This is a genomic window from Pseudomonas morbosilactucae, from assembly GCF_023241715.1.
Classification (GTDB): domain Bacteria; phylum Pseudomonadota; class Gammaproteobacteria; order Pseudomonadales; family Pseudomonadaceae; genus Aquipseudomonas; species Aquipseudomonas morbosilactucae.
The window spans coordinates 119,256-144,900 of record NZ_JALQCW010000030.1 but is presented as its reverse complement, the minus strand read 5'-3'; the positions used below and the strand labels follow the sequence as shown (position 1 = coordinate 144,900).

General features: G+C 65.7%; 18 protein-coding genes and 3 pseudogenes. 9 read left to right on the top strand and 12 right to left on the bottom strand.

Annotated features, from left to right (window positions below):
• Positions 1-14: 14 nt before the first annotated feature.
• The 4 genes from M1B34_RS13730 to M1B34_RS13715 all read right to left on the bottom strand — a co-directional run bounded on the left by M1B34_RS13730 (position 15) and on the right by M1B34_RS13715 (position 6,598).
• Positions 15-2,285 (bottom strand): ATP-dependent DNA helicase, encoded by a 2,271-nt coding sequence (locus tag M1B34_RS13730; protein WP_268265415.1) that lies wholly within the window; start codon positions 2,283-2,285, stop codon positions 15-17.
• Complete coding sequence (locus M1B34_RS13725) at positions 2,282-3,937, bottom strand: VRR-NUC domain-containing protein (RefSeq protein WP_268265414.1); 1,656 nt, start codon at positions 3,935-3,937, stop codon at positions 2,282-2,284. The genes M1B34_RS13730 and M1B34_RS13725 overlap by 4 nt, the downstream gene beginning before the upstream one ends.
• 183 nt (positions 3,938-4,120) lie before the next feature.
• Positions 4,121-5,224, bottom strand: a complete 1,104-nt coding sequence (locus M1B34_RS13720) for a DmpA family aminopeptidase (protein ID WP_268265413.1) — start codon at positions 5,222-5,224, stop codon at positions 4,121-4,123.
• Positions 5,225-5,233: 9 nt separating this feature from the next.
• Complete coding sequence (locus M1B34_RS13715; RefSeq protein ID WP_268265412.1) at positions 5,234-6,598, bottom strand: APC family permease; 1,365 nt, start codon at positions 6,596-6,598, stop codon at positions 5,234-5,236.
• A gap of 211 nt (positions 6,599-6,809) precedes the next feature.
• Between M1B34_RS13715 and M1B34_RS13710 the strand changes: the two are divergent.
• Positions 6,810-7,645 (top strand): annotated as a pseudogene (locus tag M1B34_RS13710) (response regulator transcription factor).
• A gap of 18 nt (positions 7,646-7,663) precedes the next feature.
• On the opposite strand, the gene feaR reads toward M1B34_RS13710, so the two are convergent.
• Positions 7,664-8,602, bottom strand: coding sequence for a transcriptional regulator FeaR (gene feaR, locus M1B34_RS13705; RefSeq protein ID WP_123332675.1), 939 nt, complete (start codon positions 8,600-8,602; stop codon positions 7,664-7,666).
• 331 nt (positions 8,603-8,933) lie between these two features.
• Between feaR and M1B34_RS13700 the strand changes: the two genes are divergently transcribed.
• Positions 8,934-10,373, top strand: coding sequence for a nucleobase:cation symporter-2 family protein (locus M1B34_RS13700; protein WP_268265411.1), 1,440 nt, complete (start codon positions 8,934-8,936; stop codon positions 10,371-10,373).
• 69 nt (positions 10,374-10,442) lie between these two features.
• Positions 10,443-10,916, top strand: coding sequence for an LEA/WHy family protein (locus tag M1B34_RS13695; RefSeq protein WP_268265410.1), 474 nt, complete (start codon positions 10,443-10,445; stop codon positions 10,914-10,916).
• Between the two features lie 27 nt (positions 10,917-10,943).
• On the opposite strand, the gene M1B34_RS13690 is transcribed toward M1B34_RS13695, so the two are convergent.
• From M1B34_RS13690 to M1B34_RS13675, 4 genes are all read right to left on the bottom strand, one after another.
• Positions 10,944-11,678 (bottom strand): GntR family transcriptional regulator, encoded by a 735-nt coding sequence (locus M1B34_RS13690; RefSeq protein WP_268265409.1) that lies wholly within the window; start codon positions 11,676-11,678, stop codon positions 10,944-10,946.
• Positions 11,675-13,492 carry an allophanate hydrolase gene (gene atzF / locus M1B34_RS13685; RefSeq protein ID WP_268265408.1) on the bottom strand — a complete coding sequence of 606 codons (1,818 nt, stop codon included), beginning with the start codon at positions 13,490-13,492 and terminating at the stop codon, positions 11,675-11,677. Before atzF ends, M1B34_RS13690 begins: the two co-directional genes overlap by 4 nt.
• A 181-nt stretch (positions 13,493-13,673) precedes the next feature.
• A complete protein-coding gene (gene glsB, locus M1B34_RS13680) occupies positions 13,674-14,582 on the bottom strand; it encodes a glutaminase B (protein ID WP_123332665.1) in 909 nt (302 codons plus the stop codon).
• Between the two features lie 152 nt (positions 14,583-14,734).
• On the bottom strand, positions 14,735-16,252 hold the full coding sequence (locus M1B34_RS13675; RefSeq protein WP_268265407.1) for an MFS transporter: 1,518 nt from the start codon (positions 16,250-16,252) through the stop codon (positions 14,735-14,737).
• 128 nt (positions 16,253-16,380) lie between these two features.
• Here M1B34_RS13675 and M1B34_RS13670 point away from each other — a divergent pair.
• The 4 genes and pseudogenes from M1B34_RS13670 to M1B34_RS13655 all read left to right on the top strand — a co-directional run bounded on the left by M1B34_RS13670 (position 16,381) and on the right by M1B34_RS13655 (position 21,774).
• Positions 16,381-17,288, top strand: a pseudogene (locus M1B34_RS13670) (LysR family transcriptional regulator).
• Between the two features lie 286 nt (positions 17,289-17,574).
• Positions 17,575-19,044, top strand: a complete 1,470-nt coding sequence (locus M1B34_RS13665) for an APC family permease (RefSeq protein WP_268265406.1) — start codon at positions 17,575-17,577, stop codon at positions 19,042-19,044.
• A 104-nt stretch (positions 19,045-19,148) separates the two neighbouring features.
• A pseudogene (locus M1B34_RS13660) lies at positions 19,149-20,344 on the top strand (iron-containing alcohol dehydrogenase).
• Positions 20,341-21,774, top strand: coding sequence for an aldehyde dehydrogenase family protein (locus M1B34_RS13655; protein ID WP_268265405.1), 1,434 nt, complete (start codon positions 20,341-20,343; stop codon positions 21,772-21,774). Before M1B34_RS13660 ends, M1B34_RS13655 begins: the two are co-directional and overlap by 4 nt.
• 23 nt (positions 21,775-21,797) lie before the next feature.
• Here the strand turns inward: M1B34_RS13655 and M1B34_RS13650 are convergent, their stop codons facing one another.
• Entirely contained in the window at positions 21,798-22,694 is an 897-nt protein-coding gene (locus tag M1B34_RS13650; RefSeq protein WP_123332653.1) for a LysR family transcriptional regulator, read from the bottom strand.
• Positions 22,695-22,841: 147 nt separating this feature from the next.
• Between M1B34_RS13650 and M1B34_RS13645 the strand changes: the two genes are divergently transcribed.
• A complete protein-coding gene (locus M1B34_RS13645; protein WP_268265404.1) occupies positions 22,842-23,390 on the top strand; it encodes a GNAT family N-acetyltransferase in 549 nt (182 codons plus the stop codon).
• Here the strand turns inward: M1B34_RS13645 and M1B34_RS13640 are convergent.
• A complete protein-coding gene (locus M1B34_RS13640) occupies positions 23,383-24,303 on the bottom strand; it encodes a carbon-nitrogen hydrolase family protein (RefSeq protein ID WP_268262027.1) in 921 nt (306 codons plus the stop codon). The genes M1B34_RS13645 and M1B34_RS13640 overlap by 8 nt on opposite strands.
• Positions 24,304-24,387: 84 nt before the next feature.
• Here M1B34_RS13640 and M1B34_RS13635 point away from each other — a divergent pair, with 84 nt between their 5' ends.
• The gene (locus M1B34_RS13635; protein WP_268265403.1) at positions 24,388-25,323 is read left to right on the top strand and encodes a LysR family transcriptional regulator; all 936 of its coding nucleotides are present in this window, start codon (positions 24,388-24,390) and stop codon (positions 25,321-25,323) included.
• Here the strand turns inward: M1B34_RS13635 and M1B34_RS13630 are convergent.
• Positions 25,295-25,549, bottom strand: coding sequence for a hypothetical protein (locus tag M1B34_RS13630; RefSeq protein WP_123332645.1), 255 nt, complete (start codon positions 25,547-25,549; stop codon positions 25,295-25,297). The genes M1B34_RS13635 and M1B34_RS13630 overlap by 29 nt on opposite strands.
• Positions 25,550-25,645 lie beyond the last annotated feature (96 nt).

Genomic DNA, 25,645 nt, shown 5'->3' with positions numbered 1-25,645 from the left:
CCGTAGGCCACCCGCTACAACGCCGGCTCGCCCTCCAGCACCCACCAACGAGGCAACAACTGCTGGACCCGCGCTTCAGCAAAGCGATCGTCAATCAGCACCACCACCCCACGATCCTCCTGACTACGGATGACCCGCCCCGCTGCCTGCACCACTTTCTGCAAACCCGGGTAGAGGTAGGTGTAGTCGTACCCGGCGCCAAAGATCGCCGCCATGCGCTGCTTCAATTGCTCGTTCACCGGGTTCAACTGGGCCAGGCCCAGGGTGGCGACAAAGGCGCCGATCAGCTTCGACCCGGGCAGGTCGATGCCTTCGCCAAACGCCCCGCCCAGCACGGCAAAGCCTATGCCCTGGCCATCTGGGCGAAACTGCTGGAGAAATGCCTGGCGTTGCCCCTCGTCCATGCCCCGTGACTGCAACCACAGGGGGATCGCCGGGTAGCGCTGGGCCAACAGCTCAGCCACCTGCTGCAAGTAATCGAAGCTGCTGAAAAACGCCAGGTAATTGCCCGGGCGCTGCTGAAACTGGCGCGCCATCAACTCGACGATGGGCTCCAGGGAGGCCTGGCGCCGGGCGAAGCGCGTGGAGATCCGGCTGACTACTTGAACCTGCAACTGCTCAGCCTGGAACGGTGACTCCACGTCCATCCACACGCTGTTGTCCGGCAGGCCCAGCAGGTCGGCGTAGTAATGCCGCGGGCTCAAGGTCGCCGAAAACAGCACCGTGCTGCGTGCCGCGCTCAGCCGGGGGCGCAGCAACGGGGCAGGCACCACATTGCGCAGGCACAGCTGGGACTGGCTGCGGCGCCCGCCCAGCTCACGCTTGCTGATGTCGAAGAGGAAATGCCCGTCAAACAGCTCGGCGACCCGGGCGAACTGCAGCAGCTCGAAGTAAAACCCCTGCAACCCGGCGTCCAGGCCCTGGGGCGGATCGTTGAGGTAATCGCCAATGGCCGACACGCACAAGGCCAAGGCCTTGAGCAGCGCACTCGGTGGCTGGTCGTAGGCCTGATAGGCGGCGACTTGCTCCTTGTGCAGGGCGTTCCACTCACGGTTGAGCCGTTGCAGGGGCTTCTTCAACACCTCAGGGGCAGCCTGGCGCACGCTGCCCAACTGGTACTGGTCGAGGCTGGCGCTGTACATCGCCCGGCCTCGCTCTACCAGGTTGTGGGCTTCATCCACCAGCACTGCGACCTGCCACTGATTGGCCTGGGCCAGGCCGAACAGCAAGGCGCTGAAGTCGAAGTAGTAGTTGTAGTCGGCCACCACCAGATCGCTCCAGCGGGCCATTTCCTGGCTCAGGTAATAGGGGCACACCTGATGCTCCAGGGCGATGCGCCGCAGGCTCTGCTGGTCCAGCAGGGTTTGCTCGCTGGCGGCCTGGCGCGCGCCCGGCAGGCGGTCATAGAAGCCCCGGGCCAAAGGGCAGGACTCGCCATGGCAGGCTTTGTCCAGGTGCTCGCAGGCCTTGTCCCGGGCCACCAGTTCCAGCACCCGCAAAGGCAGCCCGGCGTGGCTGTCCTGCAGCACCCGGGCGGCATCCAGGGCCAACTGCCGGCCCGGGGTCTTGGCGGTGAGAAACAGCAACTTGTCCAGGGCCTGCCCGGCCATGGCCTTGAGCAACGGGAAAATCGTTCCCAAAGTCTTGCCGATGCCCGTAGGCGCCTGGGCCATCAGGCAGCGCCCGGTGCTGACCGCCTTGTACACCGCCTCGGCCAGGCTGCGCTGGCCGCTGCGAAACTGCGCATGGGGAAACACCAGGGCCTGGGTCGCCTGGTCCCGGGCCTGGCGGTGGGCCATTTCCTGTTCGGCCCACTCCAGGAAGCACATGCACTGCTGATTGAAGAAGGTTTCCAGTTGCGCCGCCGAGAACGTCTCCACCAGCGAGGTTTCTTCCTCGCTGACGATGTCGAAATACACCAGCGCCACCCGCAGGCTCGGCAGTTGCAGGCTCTGGCACATCAGCCAGCCATAGACTTTGGCCTGGGCCCAGTGCAGTTGACGGTGGTTGGCCGGCTGCCGGCTGAGGTCGCCGCGAAAGGTCTTCACCTCTTCCAGCAGTTGTTGCCGGGGGTCATAACCATCGGCCCGACCGCGCACCCGCAACGGCCCATACTGCCCTTCTAGCGCCACCTCCTGCTGGTAGTCGGGGTTGCGCCGAGCGGCCACGGTGCGATGCCCGGCCATGCCCTCCAGGGCCGTGGGCGACGGGGTGAAGCGCAGGTCCAAGTCACCGACCTTGGCGCTGAACTCGCACAAGGCGCGCACCGCAACGCTGTAGCTCAAGCCTCCAGCTCCTGCCATTGCACGTAGCACACGGCGATCGGCATGCGCTGCTCCTGGCAGAACTCCAGCCAGCGCAACTGGTTGTCCTGCAGGCGGTCCCCCGGGCCTTTGACTTCGATCATGCGGTAGGTCTTGTGCTCCGGCCAAAACTGGATCAGGTCCGGCATCCCGGCGCGGTTGGCCTTGATGTCCAGGAGCAACCGCTGGAACCAGTGCAGCAGGTGCTGGGCCGGCAAGCAGTCCAGGGCCTGTTCCAGCAGCGCCTCGTTCAGCGCCCCCCAGAACACGAACGGCGACTGCACCCCCCATTTGCTGGCGTAGCGCCGGGTGATGGTTTCGCGGTAGCGGCCATCCTCCAACTCCGCCAGGCAGGCCTGGAACAGGTCGGCCCGGCGCTCATGGAAGTCTTCATTGAACAGGTCCACCGGCCCGCGCTGGAACGGGTGGAAAAAGGCCCCGGGCAAAGGTGCGAAAATCGCCGGCCAGCACAACAGGCCGAACAGCGAATTGATCAGGCTGTTCTCCACGTAATGCACCGGCGCCTGCTCTTCGTGCAAATGAGCCTGCACCAGGAACTCCACCGACAGCCCGTCTTCGCCTCGGGGCAGCGCCAGGTCCAAGCGCTCGATCTGCCGCGAAGCGGCGCCACGGGGTGCGGGCGGGCCGCCGAGTTTGCGACGCAAGCGCGGCAACATGCGCAACAACTGCTGGGCCTCGGCCGCACTCTCCGGGGCCTCTTGCGCAGCACAGGCCAATTCCAGGGCCTGGGGGTAATCGGCGCTGCGCTCCAGCACGCGGATCAGGCGCATGCGCGCGCCCGGGTAAACGCAATCGCCATACACCTTGAGCGCCGCCGGCCAGTCGGCCAGACGCTCGCAGTGCTGGCCCAGCTGAAACAGCAACTTGGCGCGGCGCCGCTGCAACCAAGGGTTGGCACTGTGAAACTGGCGAATCCGGGTCAGCACCGTGTCCAGATCGGCCCCGGCCTCGAAGTCTTCCTGGCAGCCGTGCAGGGTGAAAAAGCCGTCCACGTCCTCACGGCTGCGCAGGCCACGGGAGTCGGCGCCGATCTCGACCTTTTCATAGGTGTAGATGCCCAGGTCCGCCAGCACGAATTCCGACCAGTCCTGATAAAGGTTGCCGAAGAACATCAGCCGCAGGCGATCGCAGAGGTCCATCAGGGTCAGGCTGAACAGCTGCTCCGGAAGCTCCGGGCACCACTGGGCCAGGGTCAGCGGGGCCTCGAACAACGGCGCCAGCTCCGCCAGCCAATCCCCCTTGCGCCCCTTGGGCTGCTGGATATGGGGCTTGAACGCCTGGAGCAGTTCGGCCTTCTGCAAGAGCCCGAACAGCTCTTCCAAGCTCAATAACGCCTGCTCATCCACCCAACCCAGGCGCAGCAACGGCGCCACGGCCTCGGCGCTGTCGCCGATCTCCACGTAGTGCAAGCGACTGGCGCGAAAATGCCGGCCCTTGCGCATCACCATGCGCACCAGCAAGGCCTGGGCCGGCTGGGGTAACGCACGGAAGTCGTCGATAAAACCCTGCTCGGCCGGCGACAGCACGTCGGCATAACGCTGAGCGAGCCAATCGAGCACTTGCTGGAAGTTGTGCAAGTAATAAAAGGGGTTTTCCAGGGGATTTGAAGTCACAGAACTTGAGGCGCCACGGCAGAGGAATACTGGTTATGCGTACAGATAACAGCTGCCCCCTGGCCTGGCAACGAGATTTGGATAAATGGTGGCGATGATTGTCTGGCGCCGACGACAGCACCGGGCCCGCCCCCTGAAGCCGCCCAGGGTGGGCAGCTTACCAAGGGCGCAGCGGCCGGCCCGCTATTGCCGGGTACGCCACCCCGTCGCGGCCAGGGCCTGCAACAGCCGCTCGGGTTCCAGGGCCGGCACCTGCACCCCACTCGCCGTGCTCATGCTTTCACCGGCCAGCAATGCATTGACGATGGCCTCTTCCACGGCTTCGGCGGCCGCGCTGAACAACGGCGAGATGTGGTCGTTGTTGAGCATCGCCAGGGCCGTGCTCAAGGGCAGGTCCTTGCGCCCATAGTCCGCCGGCGGCAGGTCGCGGTTGCCGGTGGCGAACGCGAGGAAGATATCGCCGCTGGAGTCTTCGGTGCCGCCGCCGGTGCGGGCGATGCCGATGGACGCACGCTGGGCCAGACGCTGGCACTGGTGCGGCAGCAAGGGCGCATCGGTGGCCAGAATCACCACAATCGACCCCATGCCCGGGGTGCCGCGCTCGGCGAACGGCGAAGCAATGTCGCCCAATTGCCGCCCGACCGGGTAGCCGTCGACCCGCAGTTCCTCGCGCTTGCCATGGTTGGCCTGGACCAGGGCGCCCACGGTGTAGCCGCCCTGGTCCGCCGGCAAACGCCGCGAGGCGGTGCCGATCCCGCCCTTGAACTCGTGGCAGATCATCCCCGTGCCGCCGCCCACCGCGCCCTCTTCCACCGGCCCGGAGCGAGCCCGGGCCATGGCTTCACGCACCTGTTGCGGGCCCACGTGCTGGCCCCAGATGTCGTTGAGCAGACCATCGTAGGTTTCCATCACCACCGGCATGCACCAATACACCGCCGGGTCGGCCCGTTGCTCCCGTTCCAGGGCAATCAGGCTGTCGCGCACCACCCCCACGCTGTGGGTGTTGGTGATGGCCAGGGGCGTGGCCAGAAAACCCGCCTCACGAATCCACTCCAGGCCCGTGGCGTCACCGTTGCCGTTGAGCACATGGCAACCGGCAAAACAGGGTTGCTCGCGCGCCGGGCCTTCCCGCGGCTGGATCAGGGTCACGCCGGTGCGTACCTGCTGACCATTGACCTCGGCCTTGAGGGTGCTGTGGCCGACCCGCACCCCGGGAACGTCGGTAATCCCGTTGTCGGGGCCCGGCGTTCCCAGCCCCAGGCGGATACCCAATTCACGTGCACGCATAACAGCTCCTTAGAGTTTCTGAAACACCGGGCTGAACCGGCCGTTGGTGCCGTACAGCAGCGCCGACAGCGCCAGCAGCCCGACAATCACCAGGATGTCCCGGGCCGAGGCCTCAAGGAACAGATTGACCAGCAAATACCCCGCACCCAGCACCGCCACCAGTGCCGGCAACGGCCACAGCGGCATGCGGTAGGGATGGGCCCGGTCCCGCAGCAGCACCCGGCTCATCAAGGCACACAGGGCCACGATCAGGTACACCAGCATGATCAGCAGCACGCTAAAGGACGTCAGGTCCGCCAGGTTGGAACTGAAGCTGAGCACCGCCGAGGGGATCGCCAGGAACAGCGTAGCCAGCCACGGCGAATCCCAGCGCGGGTGGATGCGGGTGAACAGGCGATTGATGCCTGGCGTCCACAGCGCATCCCGGCCACTGCTGAACACCACCCGGCCGATCTGGATGACGATGGCGACAATGGCGTTGAACACCGACAGGAAGATCCCGGCACTGACCACCCGCGCCAGGGTCGGGTTGCCATGGCTGGTCAACAGGTAACCGATGGGGTCCGGGCTGGACAGCAGTTCGCTGAGGGACGGCGCACCGATCAGCAATGCGGTGAGCGGCACCAGTTCGATAATCACCACCAGCGCCAGGGACCAGAGCACCGCCTTGTGCACGCCGCGGCCCTGGCACTTCATGTCCTCGGCCAGCAGCACGGCCGGGCCATAACCGTTGTAGGAAAACAGGCCAATGCCCACCGCACCGATCACCAGGGCCCAGGGCGCTAGGTGCAGCACCCCGTCGTTGACCATCTGCGGTTGCAGCAACACGCTCAGCGGCTGCGAGGCATGGCCGAAGCCCAGGCAGACGATCACCAGCAGCGCGGCGATTTCCAGCAGCAGGCAGGTGCCGGTGATCCAGGCGTTGAGTTTGATATTGAGGATGCCCAGCAAGTAACTGCCGACCACGATCACCAGGGCCACGGTCTGGGAGTCGTACTGGGTGCCCAGGGCATTGTTCAGGTAGGTCGCCGCACCGGTGGCCAGCACCGGCGGGATAAACAGCAACATCACCAGCACAGTGAGAAAGGTCGCGTAACCGGCCAGGCCGCCAAACACCCGCTTGGCGTAGACGTATTCGCCCCCGGCGCTGTTGTGGGCCCGGCCCAGCTCGGCGTAGCAAAAGGCGAACATCAGGGCCAGCAGCCCCGCCATGACAAAGGCCAGGAACACCCCGCTGCCGGCCTGGTGGATGGCAAAGGGCGCAATCACGAACACCGAGCTGGCGGGAGTCACCCCGGACACAGTGATTGCCACTACGTCGAACACACTCAGGGTGGGTTTCAGCGCGCCGTCGGGCACGGTGGAAGAGCTCATGTCGTTATCCTCGTGGTTGTTTTTGGTCTGAGGCAGAAACGAAGTCAGTCAGGCGGGTGCGTTCTTGGCGTCGCACTGGATGGCCGTCACTCTAATCAGCCGAACGGGCGCGGCCCATTCCCCTATTGGAGTACTCCCCCTTGACGCTGGCGCGCAAATGGTCGAAACCGTGCAGCGACACCCTCGTCACGGTTTTGCGGGAGCACGGTATTTGAGTACGTTGTTCAGGGAAGTCGGCATGCACGCCGGGTTGGGCCGGACCCTGTCCCAGGTCGGCACTCCTCGGTTCTGGAAGCAGTTGATTCTGCTGCTGCACCAGGCGTCGCCCTTCGATAACGCCCTGGCGATCTTCTACCCCGTCGAGGGCCCGCCCCAGGCCTTGGAGGAATACGACGCCGAGCCTTCGAGCAAGCCAGCGTCGATGCTCACCTACCTCAACGGCCTGTACCTGCTGGACCCGTTCTTCCAGGCGTGCCGCGAGGGCTACCCGAGCGGCTTGTACCGCCTGGAGGAAGTCGCCCCCGACCACTTCCGCCAGAGCGAGTATTTCCTCAACTACTTCCACGACAACGTGCTGGAGGATGAGCTGCAATTCATCCTCCAGTTGCCGGGGTCCGGCACCCTGTCGTTGTCGTTGGGCATGCAGCGCCTGTTCACGGCCCAGGATGTCGGCCAACTCACCACCTTCGCCGCCTGGGTCCTGCCTCTGATGCAGCAACACTGGCAGCAGCAAGGGTTTCAGCAAGGCTTGCAGCAGGGGCTCCCGCAGGAGGCGCGCAAACCGCGGCCGCCGAGGAAATGGCCAGCCAGATCCGTGATGCCCTGAGCCATTTTGGCAGTGGCGTGCTGTCTGACCGCGAGCTGGAAATCGCCCGCCTGATCCTGCGGGGCTTTTCATCCAAGGCCATGGCCGAGCGCCTGAAAATCTCGCCGGAAACCATCAAGGTTCACCGCCGGCACCTGTACGCCAAGCTGGACATTTCCTCCCAGCCGGAGCTGTTTTCGTTGTTTATCCAATCCCTGGGGCACGACTTGGACAACCCCTGAGGCGCCGGCGGCAGGCCCTCAGGCGTTCAAAGAGCTGGAGCGGTAATCCCGCGGTGACTGCTCGAAATGCTTCTTGAAGGTGCGGCTGAAATGGGCCGAATCGGTAAACCCCCATTTGAAGGCAATGTCGGTGATCGATTCGTGGCGCAAGCCCGGGTTACTCAAGTCGGCGGCGCTGCGTTTGAGCCGCGAACGCTGGATAAACCGGCAGACGCTGTCGCCCTGCTCTTCAAACAGTCGGTACAACTGACGCACCGAAATATTCAACTGCTGGGCCAGGGCCACCGGGGTCAACCCGGGTTCATTCAGGGACTGGCTGATCAATTGCTGGGCCTGGCTGCGCAGGCAACCGCCATGCAGGCTGTCGTAACCGTCGAGGGTGCTGCTGAGGGTCTGGCGCAAGGTCGGCGCCAGCAGCGCAATCAAGGCTTCCTGCAGGGCCTGGCCTTCCTGCTGCGCCGCGCACCCCTGGAGGTCGCCGCTGCAGATCTGCTCCACCAGCAAGCGCATCAACCGACCGCTGGCGCAGTGCTGGGACAGTTTGCCGAACTTGCGTTGCTGGGCCGGCAAGTGGCGATACACCTCATCGCGGGACAAGTGGAATGACGCATGTTCGATCAGGCCGTGGGGCACGATCTCGCAGGCACCGGCCGAATCCAGCAGGGCCATGTCGCCGGGGGCCAGTTCGATGCTCTCCCCACCCTGCTTGAGTTGCGCGTGGCCGCTGCGCTGGACGATCAGGAAGCAGTGGCGATCGTCTTCCTGATCGACGCTGGTGCTCTGCCGTGAGATCAGCCCGGCATTGGTGCGGATCCGCGCCACTTCCAGGCCGGCGTAATCGAGTAACCCGACCTCGCCGATAAATAACGCCGAATTCAGCGCCGGGCGCGCGTCGAAGCGGCCGCAGACACCCTGCAACGCCCCTATCCAGGAACCAAAACTATGGGAAGCAAGCACTGTGCACCTCCAGAAGCCGGTTGAGACCGCCTTTGTTGTTATGGCGATATCATTAACATGTTATCTATTTGCCAGGCAAGAAACCCTGCCCGCGTGGATAGTCTGTTATGGCCTAAGCACGAGCTGTGCCAGCAGTCCCGGGAATGATTGGCCCAACGCTCCAGGCACCGCGTGGCCCTTCTGGCCGCCGCAGGTTTCTGGCATCCTGCGCCTCCTTTTTTCTGACCGGGTTCCCAGGTTCTGCCGATTGCCGTGCGCCTGAGGCCCCGATTTCCTTCATTTCGCTATCTGTCGAGCAGCGCCTCGACACAGGCTTGCCGGGCTTTTTTCCATGACCGCCGCTGATAAATCCACGCCGCGCTACACCTCCGACCTGATCTACGGCCTCGACGACCGTCCCCATTTCAGCGCGGCGATTTTTGCCGCGCTGCAGCACGTGCTGGCGAGTTTCGTCGGGATCATTTCCCCGACCCTGATCTTTGGCGGGGTCCTGGGGCTGCAGGACCAGGTGCCTTACTTGATCAGCATGGCGCTGTTCGTCTCGGGCCTGGGCACCTTTGTCCAGGCTCGGCGCCTGGGGCCCATCGGCTCGGGCCTGCTGTGCGTGCAAGGCACCAGCTTCTCGTTTATCAGCGTGCTGCTCAGCGCCGGGTTTATGGTCAAGGCCCGGGGCGGCGGCACCGATGAGATCCTCTCGACGATTTTCGGCATCTGCTTTTTCGCCGCCTTTATCGAGATGTTCCTCAGCCAGTTCATCGGCAAGCTGCGCAAGCTGATCACCCCGGTGGTCACGGGCACCATCATCACCCTGATGGGCCTGTCGCTGATCAAGGTGGCGGTCACTGACATGGCCGGCGGCTACGGCGCCAGCGACCTGGGCGCAGCCAGCAACCTGGGGCTGGCGGCCCTGGTGCTGCTGACCATCGTGGTGCTCAACCGCTTCAACCACCCGATGCTGCGGCTGGGCTCGATCGTCATCGGCCTGACCCTGGGCTTTTTCGTCGCCTGGCTGCTGGGCCGGGTGGACATGGGCGCCCTGCCCGACGTGCCGCTGATGAGCGTGCCGGTGCCGTTCAAGTACGGTTTTTCCTTTGACTGGGTGGCCTTTATCCCGGTGGCGGTGATCTTCCTGATCTCGCCCCTGGAAGCGGCCGGCGACCTGACCGCCAATTCGATGATTTCCCAACAGCCGGTCAAGGGCCCGCTGTACATCAAGCGCATCAAGTCCGGGCTGCTGGCCGACGGCTTCAACTCCATGGTGGCGGCGGTGTTCAACAGCCTGCCCATGGTCACCTTCGCCCAGAACAACGGGGTGATTCAGCTCACCGGCGTGGCCAGCCGCTACGTGGCCTACTTCATCGCCGGCCTGCTGGTGCTGCTGGGGCTGTTCCCGATGATTGGCGCCGTGCTGCAACTGATGCCCAAGCCGGTATTGGGCGGCGCCACCCTGATCATGTTCGGCACCGTGGCGGTGGCCGGCATCAAGATCCTCGCCGAGGCCGGGCTGCATCGGCGCAACGTGCTGATCGTGGCGATTTCCCTGGGCATGGGCCTGGGCGTCGCGGCGGTGCCGGAAGTGCTGCGGGACCTGCCCAAGGCGCTGCACAACATCTTCGAGTCGCCGATCACCGTGGGTGCGTTCTGCGCGATCTTCCTGAACATCTTCCTGCCGGAAGAGTTCATCGAGCTGGAGGAAGACGAGTTCGACCCAGAGGCGGCCACCCTCAAGGTCATGCAGGACCCGGACATGGGCGGTAAAACGAACTCGTGAGGTTCTCGGGCGTCTATGCTGCGTGGCCGCTGCCGGCGCCCTCCCTTCACGACTTGACAGGTGTGCCTGATGCGCAAGATTTTCGGTTTGACCCTGTGCCTGCTCCTGGCCAGCCTCAGCGCCTGTGCCCTGTTCCCCCAGCGTGACCCGCTGAACATCAATGTGGTGGGCATCGAGCCGCTGCCCAGCGAAGACCTGGAAATGCGCTTTGCCGTGACCCTGCGCTTGCAGAACCCCAATGACAGCGCCATCGACTACAACGGCGCGGCCCTGGACCTGGAAGTCAACGGCCGGCCCCTGGCTTCGGGGGTCAGCGACCAGCACGGGCGCATCGGCCGTTTCTCCGAAGGCGTGCTGGTGGTGCCGGTGAGCGTTTCGGCGTTTTCCGTGTTGCGCCAGACCCTCGGCCTGGGCCAGACCCAGGGCTTCGACAACCTGCCCTATGTGTTGCGGGGCAAGCTGGCCGGCGGCCTGTTCGGCACCCTGCGCTTTGTCGAGCGCGGCCACCTGAGCCTGCCCGACGCCGCCAACGGCGACTGGTAAACGCTGTCAGGGCCCGGCCCAAGACGCCTACAGCAGCGGAGCCTGGCGGGCGCTGTACAGCCGATGCAGGGTGATGTTGCGCACCTCCTGCTTGCTGATGTGGATATGGGCCTGGAGCAGTTGCTGCGCCACCTCGGTCTGCCCCTGGAGGATGGCCTGGAGAATCTGCCCATGCTCGGCGTAGGTCGCAGCAATCCGCGGCGCCTGGGTAAAGTCCAGGCGGCGGATGATGCGGATCTTTTCCGTCACGTCCAGGTGCACCCGGGCCATTTCGCTGTTGCCGGTGGCCGCCACCAGGGCACAGTGAAACGCCTCGTCCAAAGCCGACACCTGCGGGCCGTCCTCCAGGCGCTCCGCCGCCTCCACCAGCCACACCGCCTTGAGCCCCTGCAACACCGGGTTGTCTGCCGGAGCCTGGGCACACAGCCGCGCCACCGCTGCCTGTTCAAGGACGATGCGCAGGTCGTACAGCTCTTCGAAATACTGGAAGTCGAAGGGCCGCACTTGCCAGCCACTGCGGAAATACACCTGCACATAAGCCTCGCGCTCCAGGCGGTACAACGCCTGGCGCACCGGGGTGCGGCTGGCCGCCATGCGCTCGGCGATCTCGCTTTCGCTGAAGCGGTCGCCGGGCAGCAGGCGGAACTCGAAAATGTCCTCCTTGAGCTGGCGGTAAATGCGCTCGGCCAGGTTGTCCGGGCGCTCCTGGGCAACTGGAGTGGCCCGTTGCAGCGTCGGGCCTGCCGGGTCGAGGGCGCTCATCCGTTGTGTTTCAGGCTGGCGATGTAGGCACGCCAGCCACCGAAGGCGCTGATGTCCTTGGCGTCGTTCAGGGCCCAGGGCTCGCAGATAAAGCCCTTGACGCTGCGCCCGTCGGCCAGGGTCAGGTTGCCGATCCCCAACGGCGCGGGGATCTCGGCGACAAATTCGCCAAAACGTCCCACCGGCAGGTCCCAGAGTTCAACGATGATCGAGCGCCCGCCTTCGCCCTGGGCCAGCCCGGGTTTGGGCGGCACAGTGCCGGGCAGCGCGTACAGGCGGTAGTTGTCGCTGGTCAGGGTCTGTTCCACCAGCACCGCGTCGCGGCGGGTGAGCTGAAAATTCAGCGGCATGCCGCTCAGGTGCGCACCCACCACCGCCACACGCACACTGCCCGGGGCCTGGGTTGGGCTCGCCGGGGTGGGCAAGCTGCGTTCGGTGGCGCCCAGGGGCAGCTTCAGGCTGGCTTGCCAGCGCTTGCCGAAATCCGCCAGGGCCAGGTCATGCCAGGCCGGGGCGATCAGGGTGATGCCCGCTGGCAAGCCGTCATTGCGCAAGCCGGCCGGCAACGCCAGGGCCGAAAGGTCGGCCAGGTTGGTGAAGTTGGTGTAGTAACCGAATTGCGAGTTGTAGCGCACCGGCTCCTCGGCCATTTCTGCCAGGGTGCGCAGGGTGGGCGAGGTGGGCACGACCAGGGCGTCGAAACCGGCCAGGGTGCGATTGATCCGCCGGCTCAGTTCGGCCCGCAGGTACTCGGCCTTGTAGACGTCGCAAGCGTTGTAGCCGTGGCCGTTTTCGACAATGCCGCGCACCACCGGGTTGATCGCCTCGGGCTGGCTGCGCAGCAGGTCTTCCAGGGCCACCGTGCGCTCCGCCACCCAAGGGCCGAAGTACAGCTGGTCGGCCAGTTGCTTGAAATCGCTGAAGTCGATGGGGCAGACCTGTGCCCCCAGGCTAACCAAATGCGCCACCGCCTGCTCGAACACCGCCTGGTTCTGGCTGTCGCCAAAAAACTCCGGATCCACCGGCACCGCCAACCTGGGCGCCTTGCCCATGGCCACCGGGGCCTGTTGCGGGTTGCGCCGTGAATAGGCGTCGTCGGGGTCATAACCCTCGGCGATCCCGGCCACCTGCTCGGCGTCTTCGACGGTCAGGGCGAACACCGAAATGCAGTCCAGGCTGCGGCACGCCGGCACCAGGCCCGTGTTGGACAGGCGGCCCTTGGTCGGCTTGAGGCCGACGATGTTGTTGAACCCGGCCGGCACCCGCCCCGAGCCGGCGGTGTCGGTGCCCAGGGCGAAGGCCACCAGCCCCCGGGCCACCACCGAGGCCGAGCCGGAGCTGGAGCCGCCGCTGACGTAGTCCGGGTTGAAGCTGTTGGGCACCGCGCCGTACGGCGACCGCGTGCCCACCAGGCCGGTAGCGAACTGATCGAGGTTGGTCTTGCCCACCAGAATGGCCCCCGCCGCTCGCAGGCGCGCCACCACCGTGGCATCCACCGAAGCCGGGTAACTGAACGCCGGGCAGGCGGCCGTCGTAGCCCAGCCGGCCGCGTCGATATTGTCCTTGATGGCGAACGGCACGCCGTACAGCGGCAAACGGCTGAGGTTGCCCTGGGCCGCTTGCAGGCACTCGTCCAACTGGGCCAGTTGCTCAGCCAGTTGCTCGGGGCTGGCCAGGCTGATCCAGGCCGGGTCATCGACGGCCAATTGGGCCAGCAGGCTGACCAAGGCATCCGGGCGCAGATTGCCCTGGCGATAGGCCGCCTGCCACTCACCGACTGTCCAGCCAAAAGAGGGACGCTGCTCGCTTTGCATGTGGGACTCCATCTTGTATCCAAGTTTGAATCCCACCCAAGCAAAGCCCGGGCCAAGGCACCGAACCCACGGAATCACGGGCTTCAGCAACCACCCGAGGCCGGCCCAAGACCGCCAAAAGCCCCGGCCCTGCCCCGGTTTGAGGCGCCGCCGCCCTGCCCGCTGCTTTGTGGTTCGCCGCTTAGAACACCGACCAGCCGATGCGTTGGCTCAGCAGCTCCAGGGCCGCCATGCCCACCAGGGAGTTGCCTGCCGCATTGAGTTCCGGCGACCACACGCAGACGGTGAACTGCCCCGGCACCACGGCGAGGATGCCGCCGCCGACCCCGCTCTTGCCCGGCAAACCGACCCGGTAGGCGAAGTTGCCGGCTTCGTCGTACAGGCCGCTGGTGGCCATGATCGAGTTCACTTGCTGGGTCTGGCGCGCGCTGAGCACTTGTTCGCCGCTGTGCTTGCAGAAGCCGTCGTTGGCCAGAAAACAGAAGGCCCGGGCCAGGTCCACGCAGTTCATGCGCAAGGCGCAGTGGCTGAAGTAGCTGCGCAGCACTGCCTCGACGTCGTTGTGGAAGTTGCCAAAGGATTGCATCAGGTAGGCCATGGCCGCGTTGCGGGCGCGGTGCTGATACTCCGACTCGGCCACCCGGCCATCCACCATGATCTGCATGTTGCCCGACAGGCGCCGCACAAAATCGCGCATCGACAAGGCCGGCGCGGCAAAACGCGACTGGTTGATGTCGCAGATCACCAGGGCTCCGGCGTTGATAAAGGGATTGCGTGGCCGACCGCGCTCGAACTCCAGCTGCACCAGCGAGTTGAACGGCTGGCCGGAAGGCTCGTGGCCCAGGCGTTCCCAGATCGCCTCACCGGAGTGGTTGATGGCCTGCACCAGGCTGAAGACCTTGGAAATACTCTGCACCGAAAACGGCGTTTCAGCGTCGCCGGCGCTGAACACCTGGCCATCGTTGCCATACACGGCGATGCCCAACTGATTGGCGGGCACGTCCCCCAGGGCCGGGATGTAATTGGCCACCTTGCCCTGGCCGATCAGCGGGCGGACTTCATCAAGAATCTGGTTCAGCAGGGCTTGCATGTTCTGGCTCATGGTCGGGGTCCCCGAACGGCTGCGGGGCCATGGCTGCTAGACGCACGCCGGCGCCTGCGGAACACAGTGCCAAGGCCTGCGCCCGCGTATTTTTACCCGCGGCACAGGCGAACCGGGGTCGGCAGCCCGGACCGGCGCCCTCAATGACGCTCGCGCAAGGCCAGGCGAACCACCAGCGCGGAGGCCAAGGTAATGCCGATCAGCACGTACAACAGGCTGCTGAAGGCCTCGCCGTAAAGCTTCAGCAACACCTCGCGCCCCAGCGCCGGCAGCAGCTCGGTGCTGGCCGCCAGATTGCCATTGGCCAGTTGCTGGGCCGCCAGGGACAGCTGCTCGGACCCAGGCAGCGCCGCCCCCAGGGAGTGTTGCAGGAGCCCCGCGAGCATCGCCACCACCAACGCCAGGGCGATGCCTTCGCCCGCCACGCGGGTGGTGCTGAAAATGCCGCTGGCCATGCCGGCACGCTCTTTGGGCACCACGCTGACCGACAGCGCATCCATCAAGCCCCAAGGCACCCCGGCGCCCAGGCCGATCAGCAGCAAGGGCCCGACCGTGGTCGCCGGCGGTTGCCCCGGCGCAACACGACTGAGCAGGTAGAGGCCCACAGCGGCCACCAGCAGCCCCAGGCTCGACAAGGCACCGGCGCTGAACCAACGGGTCAGCCAGGCCGCCAGCAACGGCACCACCAGCATCGGTGCCGACAACGCGACCATCATCAGCCCGGCCTCCACCTCGCTGTAGCCCTCTACGCCGATAAAGCGGATCGGCAACAGGATCAGCAGCACCACAAAGCAATAGCAGGTGGCGATCGGCAACAATTGCACGCCGACAAAACGCGGGTAGCGAAACAGCGACAGGTCGAGCATCGGCCGCTTGACCCGAGCCTCGATCAGGATGAACAGCAGCAGGGACAGCAGCGCCGCCAACAGCAGCCCCAGGACCCAGAGGCTGCTCCAGCCACTGTGCGGGGCCTGGATGACTGCCCAGGTAAACAGCGCCAGGGCCAAGGTGAAACTCACGGTGCCGGGCCAGTCAACGCCGGCGGCGTCCGGGTCCCGGGATTCCTCCATGCGCGGCACGCCAAACAACAGGGCCAAGCCGCCGATCAGCGTGGCGGAGAGAAAAATCGAGCGCCAGCCAAAGTGCTCGATCAACACCCCGGCGAGGATCGGCCCGAACGCCAGGCCCAGGCCAAAGGTGGTGCCCAACAGGCTGAAGGCGCGCGTCCGGGCGCGGCCTTCAAAGGTCTGCGCCAGGGCCGCCGAACCACCGGCCAAGGCTCCGGCGCCGGCCAGCCCCTGCACCGCCCGCAAGGCATCCAGCCACAACACCGACGGCGCAAAGGCCAGGGCCAGAGAGGTCAATGAGAACAGGCCGACACCGAGACTGAACACACGCTTGCGTCCGTACTCGTCGGCCAGGGTGCCGGCGGCCATCAGGGCGCTGCCGAAACTCAACATAAAGGCATTGGTGATCCAGCTCAGGGCCAGGGGGCTGCCCCCCAGCTCGCGGCCGATGGCCGGGGTGGCCACGGCGACCCCGACAAAGGTCAACGGCAGGATCAGGGCGGCCAGGCACACCGCCGCCAACACCCCGTAGGCGGACGCGTGGTGGGTGGTCGGGGCGGCGCTGGCCGGCAGGTCGATTGGCGAATTCATCGGAACCTCGAAAGCGAGTGAGTCAGCAGACAGGGCTGAGAATTGGATGGTAGATTCGCCGCAATCGCAAAAAAATAGGCCAAGAGTCCGCGCTTTACGGACATTTACGCTGCAATCAGGGGAGCACCATGGACAACCTCAACGGCATGCTGGCGTTTGTGCGGGTGGTGGAAAGTGGCAGCTTCGTCGGTGCCGGCAAACGCCTGGGCCTGTCCGCCTCGGCGGTGGGCAAAAGCCTGGCGCGCCTGGAGGAAAAACTCGGGGTGCGCCTGCTTAACCGCAGCACCCGGCGCATCAGCCTGACCGATGAGGGCACGCTGTTCTTCGAACGCTGCCAGCGCATCGTCGCGGAGGTGCAAGAGGCCGAGGCGGAACTGGCGCGCATCAGCGACACGCCCCGGGGCAAGCTGCGGGTCAGCCTGCCGGCCATCGGTTACCGCATGCTGCTGCCGATCCTCCCGGAGTTCAGCGAGCGCTACCCGGAGATCGAGCTAGACCTAGACTTCAACGACCGCCTGATCGACGTGATTGCCGAAGGCGTGGACGCGGTAATCCGCAGCGGCGAACTGGCAGACTCCCAACTCAAGTCGCGAACCCTCGGGCCCTTTGCCTTTGTGCTGATCGGCGCGCCCCACTACTTCGCCCGCCACGGCATTCCGCAGACGCCCCGGGACCTGGAGCAGCACGCCTGTCTGCGCTACAAATTCCCCGGCAGCACCCAACTCCAGGAGTGGACCCTGGCCCTGCCCGCCGACGCCCCGCCGTTGCTGCTGCGCAGCGCCTTGACCAGCAACAATCTGGAGTCGCTGATCTTCGCCGCCGGCCAGGGCCTGGGCATCGCCTTCGTCCCGGACTTCGTGGTGCGCAGCGCCCTGGCGAGGGCAGCCTGGTATCGGTGCTGGACGACTACCAGATCGATAGCGGCAAATTCTCCATCCTCTGGCCCAGCAGCCGGCACCTGCTGCCCAAGCTACGGGTGTTCGTCGACTTCCTCGGCGAACGCCTGGTGCTGGGACGCCGGCCGCCGTCGGCCTGATCACGGCCCGGCGTCGATCGCTCTGGGGCGCGGCGCCATACATCAACAATTCAAGATGTCAGCTTCCGAACATGGGTATTTAAGCTGATGTTTAGCCCCCGTAAGCTCGACCCGTCCCTGCCCTTGCAGGGCAGGCAACGTCGGTACGCCTAGAACAAAAGCAACAGGCCACCCCAATAACAATTTGATCTGCCGACTCCAGGAATCCCTATGTCACCTACCCTTCGACGTGCCCCAGACGGGCGCGGCATGACCGTCGACGCCCACGCGCCACGGAGGCTCAGCCATGACTGACTCCGTCACCCCGCACAGCACCGACGAACACCTCCTGCAACGCCAGGGCTACCGCCAGGAACTGCACCGCGGCCTGTCACTCTGGTCCTCGTTCTCCGTGGGTTTCGCCACCGTGTCCCCGGTGGTGGGGATCTATTCGGTCATGGCCCTGGGTGCCATGAGCGTCGGCCCTTCCTGGGTCTGGATCGTGCCCCTGTGCCTGGCCCTGCAATTGCTGGTGGCCCTGGTGTATGCCGAACTCGCCTCCCAATACCCGTTGGCCGGCGGCTGCTACCAATGGGTCAAACGCCTGGCGGGTGATCGCTGGGCCTGGTTCACCGGGTTCATGTACCTGGCCTCAGCCCTCGCATCCCTGACCACCGTGGCCTACCTCGGCGGTTTCTGGCTCTGGCTGTTCGTCACCGGCCAGCCACCGAGCCCCAATGCCCAGGTGCTCAGCGGCGGCGTGCTGCTGTTGCTGGGGCTGGGGGTGAACCTGCTGGGCATCAACCCGCTGAAGTACTTCGTCAACGCCGGCATCATCGCCGAAGCCATCGCTTCGATCGGCATCGGCCTGTTGCTGCTGGTGTTTTTCCGCAACCATTCCTGGTCCCTGCTGTTCGAGGGCCTGAGCACCCAGGCCAGCGGCGACGGCAGCTACCTCAGCGGGTTTGTCACGGCCATGGCCGTCGGCGGCTGGGCCTTCCTGGGCTTTGATGCTTGCTCCCAGGTCTCGGAAGAAACCGCCGATGCGCGCACCTCGACGCCCCGGGCCATCCTGCGCTCGATGATCCTGGTGGGCCTGACGGTGATGCTCACCGCCTTTGCCGTCACCCTGTCCTTCAGCGATACCGCGGGCATGGTCTCGGGCCAGGTCATCGACCCGGTAACCCCGGCGGTGGTCGAGGCCTTCGGCGCCTGGGCCGAGCGGCCGTTTGTCGGCGTGGTGCTGGTGGCCTTTATTGCCTGCGTGGTGTCGGTGCAGACCTACATCGGCCGGGCGGTGTTCGGCATGGCCCGGGACTCGATCCTGCCGGCCTCGGCCCTGCTGCGCCGGGTGGACAAACGCAAAGTGCCATTTGCCGCCATGGTCCTGAGCACCCTGCTGGCCAGCTTCGGCCTGGCCCTGGGCCTGAATGCCACGGCCGTGGGCACCCTGATTGCCTTCGGCAGCGGCGGCTTCTTCCTGGTGTTCCTGATCGTCACCGCCTGCGCCCTGATCAACCGCCTGCGTGGGCGCTGGCAGCCTGAGCCCGGGGTGTTCAACCTGGGTCGCTGGGGCTTGCCGATCAATCTCATGGCGTTCTTCTGGCTGGTGTTCGAAAGCATCAACGTCGCCTGGCCGCGGGAATCCCTGGCCCCACCCGGCGCCCCCTGGTTCCAGGTGTGGGCGGTGATCCTGGTGTTTTCCAGCCTGGCCGTGCTGGGGCTGCTGTACCTGTTCCTGGCCAAGCCCGAGCAACGGGGCCGACCGGCGCCGTGATTCACCCGGCGCTGTGGTCCACAGCGCCCTCCTCTGTGTAGCGGCGGCCGCCACGGCCGCCCCTCCCCCTTGTCGTATTGAAGCCACTGCTTTTGGAGCTGTCGATGTCCCCCTCCGTGCATTACTGGAACTACCCCACCGAGATTTTTTGCGGCACCGGCGCCCTGGAAGGCCTGGCCCACCGCTGCGCCCTGCTGGGCATGGGCAAGCCCCTGCTGGTCACCGACCCGGGCATGCTCGGCCTGGAACCCTTCGCCCTGCTGACCGCGCACCTGAAACAAGCCGGTGTGAAGTTCGCGGTGTTCAGCGAATTGAGTGCCAACCCAAGCCTTGAAGATGTGCAGCGAGGCGCCAGCGTGTTCAGCGCTGGTGGCCACGACTCGCTGATCGCCCTGGGCGGCGGCAGCGCCATGGACGCGGCCAAGGGCATCAGCCTGCTGGCCCGGGCCCCTGAAGGCCTGCAACGCTTCGAGTGGGCGCAGATCATCGAGCACTACCCCAGCCTCAGCGACTTCCCGGCCCTCGGCCTGCCCAAGTTGATCGCCCTGCCGACCACCGCCGGCACTGGCTCGGAACTGGGCCGCGAAGCGGTACTGACTGACACCCGACTGCAGGTCAAACGGGTTATCAGCCACCCGGAACTGCTGCCCGCGTGCGTCATCCTCGAACCGCGGCTGACCCGCAGCCTGCCCGCCGCCCTGACCGCCGCCACCGGCATGGACGCCCTGACCCACCACATCGAGGCGTTCTGCTCGCCCCTGTACCACCCGATGTCCAGCGGCATCGCCGTGGAAGGCATCCGTCTGGTGGCCCAGCACCTGCGCCAGGCCTGCCGCGACGGCCAGGACCTGGCGCCCGCGAAGGCATGCTGGTGGCCTCGGCCATGGCCGCAGTGGCCTTCCAGAAAGGCCTGGGCGGGGTGCATGCCCTGGCCCACCCCCTGGGTGCGCGCTATCACAAGCACCACGGCTTGCTCAACGCGATCCTCCTGCCCTACGTGTTGCAGGCCAACCAGCCGGTGATCAGCGCCGACATCGCCCGCCTGGCGCGCTACCTGGAGCTGCCCCGGGCCGACTTCGAGGGTTTCCTCGACTGGGTCCTCGAGCTGCGCCGCGACCTGGGCATTCCCCACTCCCTGAGCGAGATCGGCCTCGATAGCCAGGACGCAGATTGGGTCGGCGCCCAGGCCCTGGCCGATATCTCGTCCTCCGACACCAATGCCCGGCCGTTGACGGCCGAGGACTACAGCCAGATTTTCCGTCACGCCGTCAGCGGCGTACTGCCAGGAGCCCGCCCATGATCCCTGCCCTGTACATCGACGGTCGCCCGACCCTGGGCGAAGACCCGCAGCCGATGCACGTCTACGACCCTTGCCGGGGAGAAGTGATTGCCCAGGTAGCCGCCGCCAGCCCGGCGCAGGTCGATCAGGCGGTGGCGGCCGCGCGCCGTGCCCTGCCCCAGTGGCGCGCCCTGAGCGGTGCCCAGCGTGCGGCGTTCCTCGACGGTTTTGCCCGCCAACTGCAACTGCGGCGCGACAGCCTGATTGCCCTGCAAATGCGCAATAACGGCAAGCCTCGGCACGAGGCTGAGGTCGACCTCGACGACGCCATCGCCACCTTCGACTATTACGCGGGGCTGGCCCGGCAACTGGATGCTCGCCAGGAACAGAACGTGCCCCTGCGGGCCGAGGGTTTCAGCGCACAATTGCGCTTCGAGGCCCTGGGCGTGGTCGGGCTGATCGTGCCGTGGAACTTCCCCCTGGTCACCAGCGCGTGGAAGCTGGCCCCGGCCCTCGCCGCCGGCTGCACCCTGGTGCTCAAACCCTCGGAAGTCACGCCGCTGATCGAGCAGGTCTACGGCGAGATCGCCAGCACTCTGGGGCTGCCGCCGGGTGTGCTGAACATCGTGGCCGGGAGCAGCCAGACCGGCGCAGCGTTGAGCGCCCACCCGGGCCTGGACAAGCTCTCGTTCACCGGCAGTAACGCCATCGGCCAGCGGGTGATGAACAGCTCCGCCGCGTACTGCCGACCGCTGACCCTGGAGCTGGGCGGCAAGTCGCCGATCATCGTCTTTGCCGACGCCGACCTGGAGCAGGCGGTGCAATGGATCATCGGTGGCATTTGCTGGAACGCCGGGCAGATGTGCTCCGCCACCTCGCGCCTGCTGGTGGAGGACCGCATCGCCGAACCCTTGCTGGCGCGGCTGGCCGCAGCCCTGGCCGATCTGCGCGTCGGCAACCCGGCGCAGCAGGAGGTGGACATGGGCCCGCTGACCAGCGCGGCGCAGTGGCACAAGGTCCAGGAGTACTTCGCTGCGGCCCGCGAAGAAGGCCTGCACTGCCTCAGCGGCGGCCAGGCCTTGCCCGGGCCGGGGTGGTTTGTCAGCCCGACCCTGTATGCCGACGTGCCCTCCAGCAGCCGGTTGTGGAACGAGGAAATCTTCGGCCCGGTGCTCTGCGCTCAGCGCTTCAACAGCCGCGAGCAAGCCCTGGCACAGGCCAATGCCAGTGCCTTCGGCCTGGTGGCGACGGTGATCAGCCAGGACCTGCAGCGGGCGCAGGAAGTCGCCGCCGCCCTGGAAGTCGGCCACGTCTGGATCAACTCCTTACAGGCGGTGTTCGTCGAAACCTCATGGGGCGGCACCAAGGCCAGCGGCATCGGCCGTGAGCTGGGGCCCTGGGGGCTGGCGGCCTATCAATCGGTGAAACACGTGACCCGTTGCCTGGGCTGAGAACTGCGGGCTGAGGGCCGGGCTCAGCCCCGGTGCTCGGTCAGCAGATCGTCGATAAAGGCCCGCAGCGCCTCGCTGTGGGGATGGCCGACGTGGGTGATCATGCTGTGCTGCACCTCGTAGCACAGGGTCTCGGGGTGCAGGGCACGCATCTGTCCGCTGTGCAGCCAGGGCTGGGCGTAATGGCTGGGCAGGTAACCCAGGTGGGTGCCGGCCAGCACCCCATGAACCACGGCTTCCATGTGGTAGGCAGTGGCGGAGGCCCGGGCCGGCGTCACCGGCAACACTTGGTTGGCCGGGAGAAACCCGTGCTGGATCCAGTCGCTGGCCTTGATCTGCTCCAGGTCCGGCTGCGTCACGTTGAACAAGGGATGCTCGGCGCCGCAAAACAGCTGGATCGCTTCGCTGTACAGGGGCTGGTAGGCCAGGGTCGGCAAGCTGCGGCTGAAATAGGAGATCGCCAGGTCCAGTTGGCCGTCGATGACTTCGCGCTCAAGCTCGGTGGGTGAGTTGACGAACACATGCAGGTGCAGGTCATGGTCGCGCCGGTAGAAACGGGCGATGGCCGCGTCGATCCGCGCCGCCGGCAACGTGGCAATGTTGTCGGCCAGGCCCAGGTACAGGTCGCCCACCAAACGCCCGGAGAGGGCCTGGGCCTCGTCACGAAACAGCTCCACGGCACCGAACAGCGAATGGGCCGCCTGGAGAATGCGCTGGCCCTTTTCCGTCAGGCGAAAGCCGCCCTTGCCACGCTCACACAGGCGGTAGCCCAGGCGTTTCTCAAGGCTGGAAATGTGCGTGCTGATGTTCGACTGGCCCATGTTCAGTTCGGCCTGGGCAGCGGTGAAGCCACCACACTTCACCACCACGGCGAAAATCCGCAGCAGGCGCAGGTCCATGTCGGTGACGTTTCTAAGCACAGGCGTTTCTCAACAGTGGCCAGGGTTGAACCGAGGGCGCTATTCAACGGCAGCGCCCGAGGCGCGTCAAATCTATCGACGGCTTGATTCAAGCCCGGCCCTGCGCAGAAGATGGCCGGGTATATTTTGTCAGGACGACGCCGGACCATGCCCCCGAAAATCCCCACCCTGCTGACCCCACGCCTGATCCTGCAGCCCTTGGAACTGGCCGACGCTCCGGCGATCCAGCCGCTGTTTGGGCAATGGGAGGTGGTGCGCTACCTCAACGCCCAGGTGCCCTGGCCGTACCCGGACGATGGCGCCCTGAGCTACTTGCGCGACATCGCCTTGCCGGCCATGGCCCGGGGTGAGGAATGGCACTGGACCCTGCGCCTGAGCAGCGCACCGCAGCAGGTGATCGGCAGCGTCAGCCTGATGGACCAGACCGACAACCATCGTGGCTTCTGGCTGGCGCCGGCCTGGCAGGGCCAGGGTTACATGGGGGAAGCCAGCGCGGCGGTGACCGAGTACTGGTTCGAGGTGTTGCAGCGGCCACTGCTGCGGGTGCCCAAGGCGGCGCCGAACCTGGCCTCGCGGCGCCTCTCGGAACGCAGCGGGATGCGTTTGATCCGTTCCGAAGCGGGGCAATTCGTCAGCGGGTCCTTCCCCGTGGACATCTGGGAAATCACCCGCGAAGAATGGTTGCGCCTCAGGTAAAACGGACCCCCGGCTTGGCCCGCTGATCGACGCTGAGTTCAAACACATCAGGGCGCGCATAGTGCCCGACCACGTCGTAGTCATAACGGGCGCGCACCAGGTCGTCGGTGTCGATGCTCGCGCTGATCAAGCCGGCGCGCCCCACCAGCGGCCCGGCCAGTACATCCCCCATGGGCCCGACAATCACGCTGCCACCGGCGATCAACGGCCGCTCTGCCGGCCAGTTGGCGATCTCCAGGCCCAGGGCCTGGGGCGAGTCCTGCACCTGGCAGGCGCTGACCACAAAGCAGCGGCCTTCGTGGGCGATATGACGCATGCTCACTTGCCACATCTCGCGTTCATCCACCGTGGGCGCGCACCAGACTTCCACGCCCTTGGCGTACATCGCCGTGCGCAGCAGAGGCATCATGTTTTCCCAGCAGATCACCGCACCCAGACGGCCGACCGGAGTGTCCAGCACCGGCAAGGTGGAGCCGTCGCCCTGGCCCCAGATCAGGCGTTCAGTACCGGTGGGCATCAACTTGCGGTGCTTGCCCAGCAGGCCCTGCTGCGGGTCGAAATACAGCGCGGTGCAATACAGGGTGCTGCCGCTGCGCTCGATCACCCCCAGCACCAGGTTGGCCCCAGTGCGCGCCGACAAGCCGGCCAGGGCTTGGGTTTCAACACCGGGCACCTCAATGGCATTGGCAAAGTAACGGGCAAAGGCTTCACGGCCTTCCGCCAGCCGATAGCCCAACTGGGTGCCGAACCCCTCGCCTTTGGGGTAACCGCCCAGCAAGGCTTCGGGCATGACCACCAACTGCGCGCCGCTGTCGATGATGGCCGACTCGTAGGACAGGATCTGCTCCAGGGTTTCGGCCTTGCCTCCCGGCAAGGATCCGATCTGCAGGGCGGCAACAATGGACTTGGGCATCTGAGTACTCCTTAAAAGCTGAGGTGTTGCCCATTGTCCGGCCCTCATGGATCATCAATAAACCCCAGCTCAGTGCTTAATGATATGAACCAGATGAATATCGCCAACGTCGACCTCAACCTGCTCAAAGCCTTCGAAGCCCTGCATGACGAGTCCAGCGCCAGCCGCGCCGCCCTGCGCCTGGGCGTCACCCAATCGGCCATGAGCGCAGCCCTGCGGCGCCTGCGCGACCTCTATGGCGACCCGCTGTTCGTGCGCACCGGGCGCGGCCTGGCGCCGACCTTGAAGGCCAACCAACTCAAGCCGGTGGTCAGTGACGCGCTGAACAAATGCCGGCAAAGCCTGGCCATGGTCGACCCCAACGCCGGCGACTATCAGGGCCGCTCGGTGGCCGTGGGCTTGTCGGATGATTTCGAGATTGCCTATGGCCGGCGCTTGATTGAGGCGGTGGCGCGGCGTGCGCCGAAGTTGCGGCTGATTTTCCGCCAGACCCACAGCCAGATCGTCGCCGAGGCGCTGTTGCAGCGCAGCATTGACCTGGCGATCACCGCCGGCGGTTTTGCCGAGCGCATGCTCAGCCGCCAGGTGCTGGGGGAAGGTACTTACCTGTGCCTGGTGGACCCGGCCAGCCTGCAACCGGGCCAACAGCAGATCGACCTCGACGAGTTCATCCGTCGCGAGCATGTGCTGGTGTCGTCACAGGGGTTTATCGGGATCACCGACGAGGGTTTGGCGGCCAAGGGCTTGAGTCGCCAGGTGTGCGCCTCGACCACGCACTTTGCTGCCTTGCCCTACTTGCTCAAGGGCAGCCAGGCGGTGGCGACCATTCCGGCCCACGCCGCCGAGGGCATTGCACGCCTGACCGGGCTGGCGCTGCTGCCCTGCCCCCTGGAGCTGCCGCGCTACCCCATCGAGCTGGGCTGGCGCACCAGCGCGCAGATCGACCCGGTGGTGCTGAAGGTGCGTGAGGCGATTATCGAAAGCTTTGCGCTTACTTGTTCGCCGCCATCAGGCGATTGACTTCACTGCGCACCATGTTGGCGTATTCCGGCGGCGACATGCCGTCCAGTTCAGAGCGGACCCACTCGGCCCACTTGCCCTTGCGCTTGCCGCGCTCGCCAAACAGGCGCGCGGCCTCGCCTTTGGCCTTGCCCAGGTTGCTCTGCCAGAGGTCGAACAACCGGGACTTTTCATCTTCGATGGCAGCCCGCTCGGTCAGGGGCTTGTTGGCCAGATTGAAGCTCATGGGAATTTCCTGCTGCGTAAAATAGGCGACATCTTACACTGTAGGCGCTGGGGTTTTCCCCTCGGCCTGACGAGCAAGAAGAAATTAGCTGCAACT

Coding starts and splice junctions, on each gene's coding strand:
- M1B34_RS13720 (WP_268265413.1), bottom strand. CDS start 5,224: ATGCGTGCACGTGAATTGGGTATCCGCCTGGGGCTGGGAACGCCGGGC.
- M1B34_RS13715 (WP_268265412.1), bottom strand. CDS start 6,598: ATGAGCTCTTCCACCGTGCCCGACGGCGCGCTGAAACCCACCCTGAGT.
- M1B34_RS13700 (WP_268265411.1), top strand. CDS start 8,934: ATGACCGCCGCTGATAAATCCACGCCGCGCTACACCTCCGACCTGATC.
- M1B34_RS13695 (WP_268265410.1), top strand. CDS start 10,443: ATGCGCAAGATTTTCGGTTTGACCCTGTGCCTGCTCCTGGCCAGCCTC.
- M1B34_RS13690 (WP_268265409.1), bottom strand. CDS start 11,678: ATGAGCGCCCTCGACCCGGCAGGCCCGACGCTGCAACGGGCCACTCCA.
- atzF (WP_268265408.1), bottom strand. CDS start 13,492: ATGCAAAGCGAGCAGCGTCCCTCTTTTGGCTGGACAGTCGGTGAGTGG.
- glsB (WP_123332665.1), bottom strand. CDS start 14,582: ATGCAAGCCCTGCTGAACCAGATTCTTGATGAAGTCCGCCCGCTGATC.
- M1B34_RS13675 (WP_268265407.1), bottom strand. CDS start 16,252: ATGAATTCGCCAATCGACCTGCCGGCCAGCGCCGCCCCGACCACCCAC.
- M1B34_RS13665 (WP_268265406.1), top strand. CDS start 17,575: ATGACTGACTCCGTCACCCCGCACAGCACCGACGAACACCTCCTGCAA.
- M1B34_RS13655 (WP_268265405.1), top strand. CDS start 20,341: ATGATCCCTGCCCTGTACATCGACGGTCGCCCGACCCTGGGCGAAGAC.
- M1B34_RS13645 (WP_268265404.1), top strand. CDS start 22,842: ATGCCCCCGAAAATCCCCACCCTGCTGACCCCACGCCTGATCCTGCAG.
- M1B34_RS13640 (WP_268262027.1), bottom strand. CDS start 24,303: ATGCCCAAGTCCATTGTTGCCGCCCTGCAGATCGGATCCTTGCCGGGA.
- M1B34_RS13635 (WP_268265403.1), top strand. CDS start 24,388: ATGAACCAGATGAATATCGCCAACGTCGACCTCAACCTGCTCAAAGCC.
- M1B34_RS13630 (WP_123332645.1), bottom strand. CDS start 25,549: ATGAGCTTCAATCTGGCCAACAAGCCCCTGACCGAGCGGGCTGCCATC.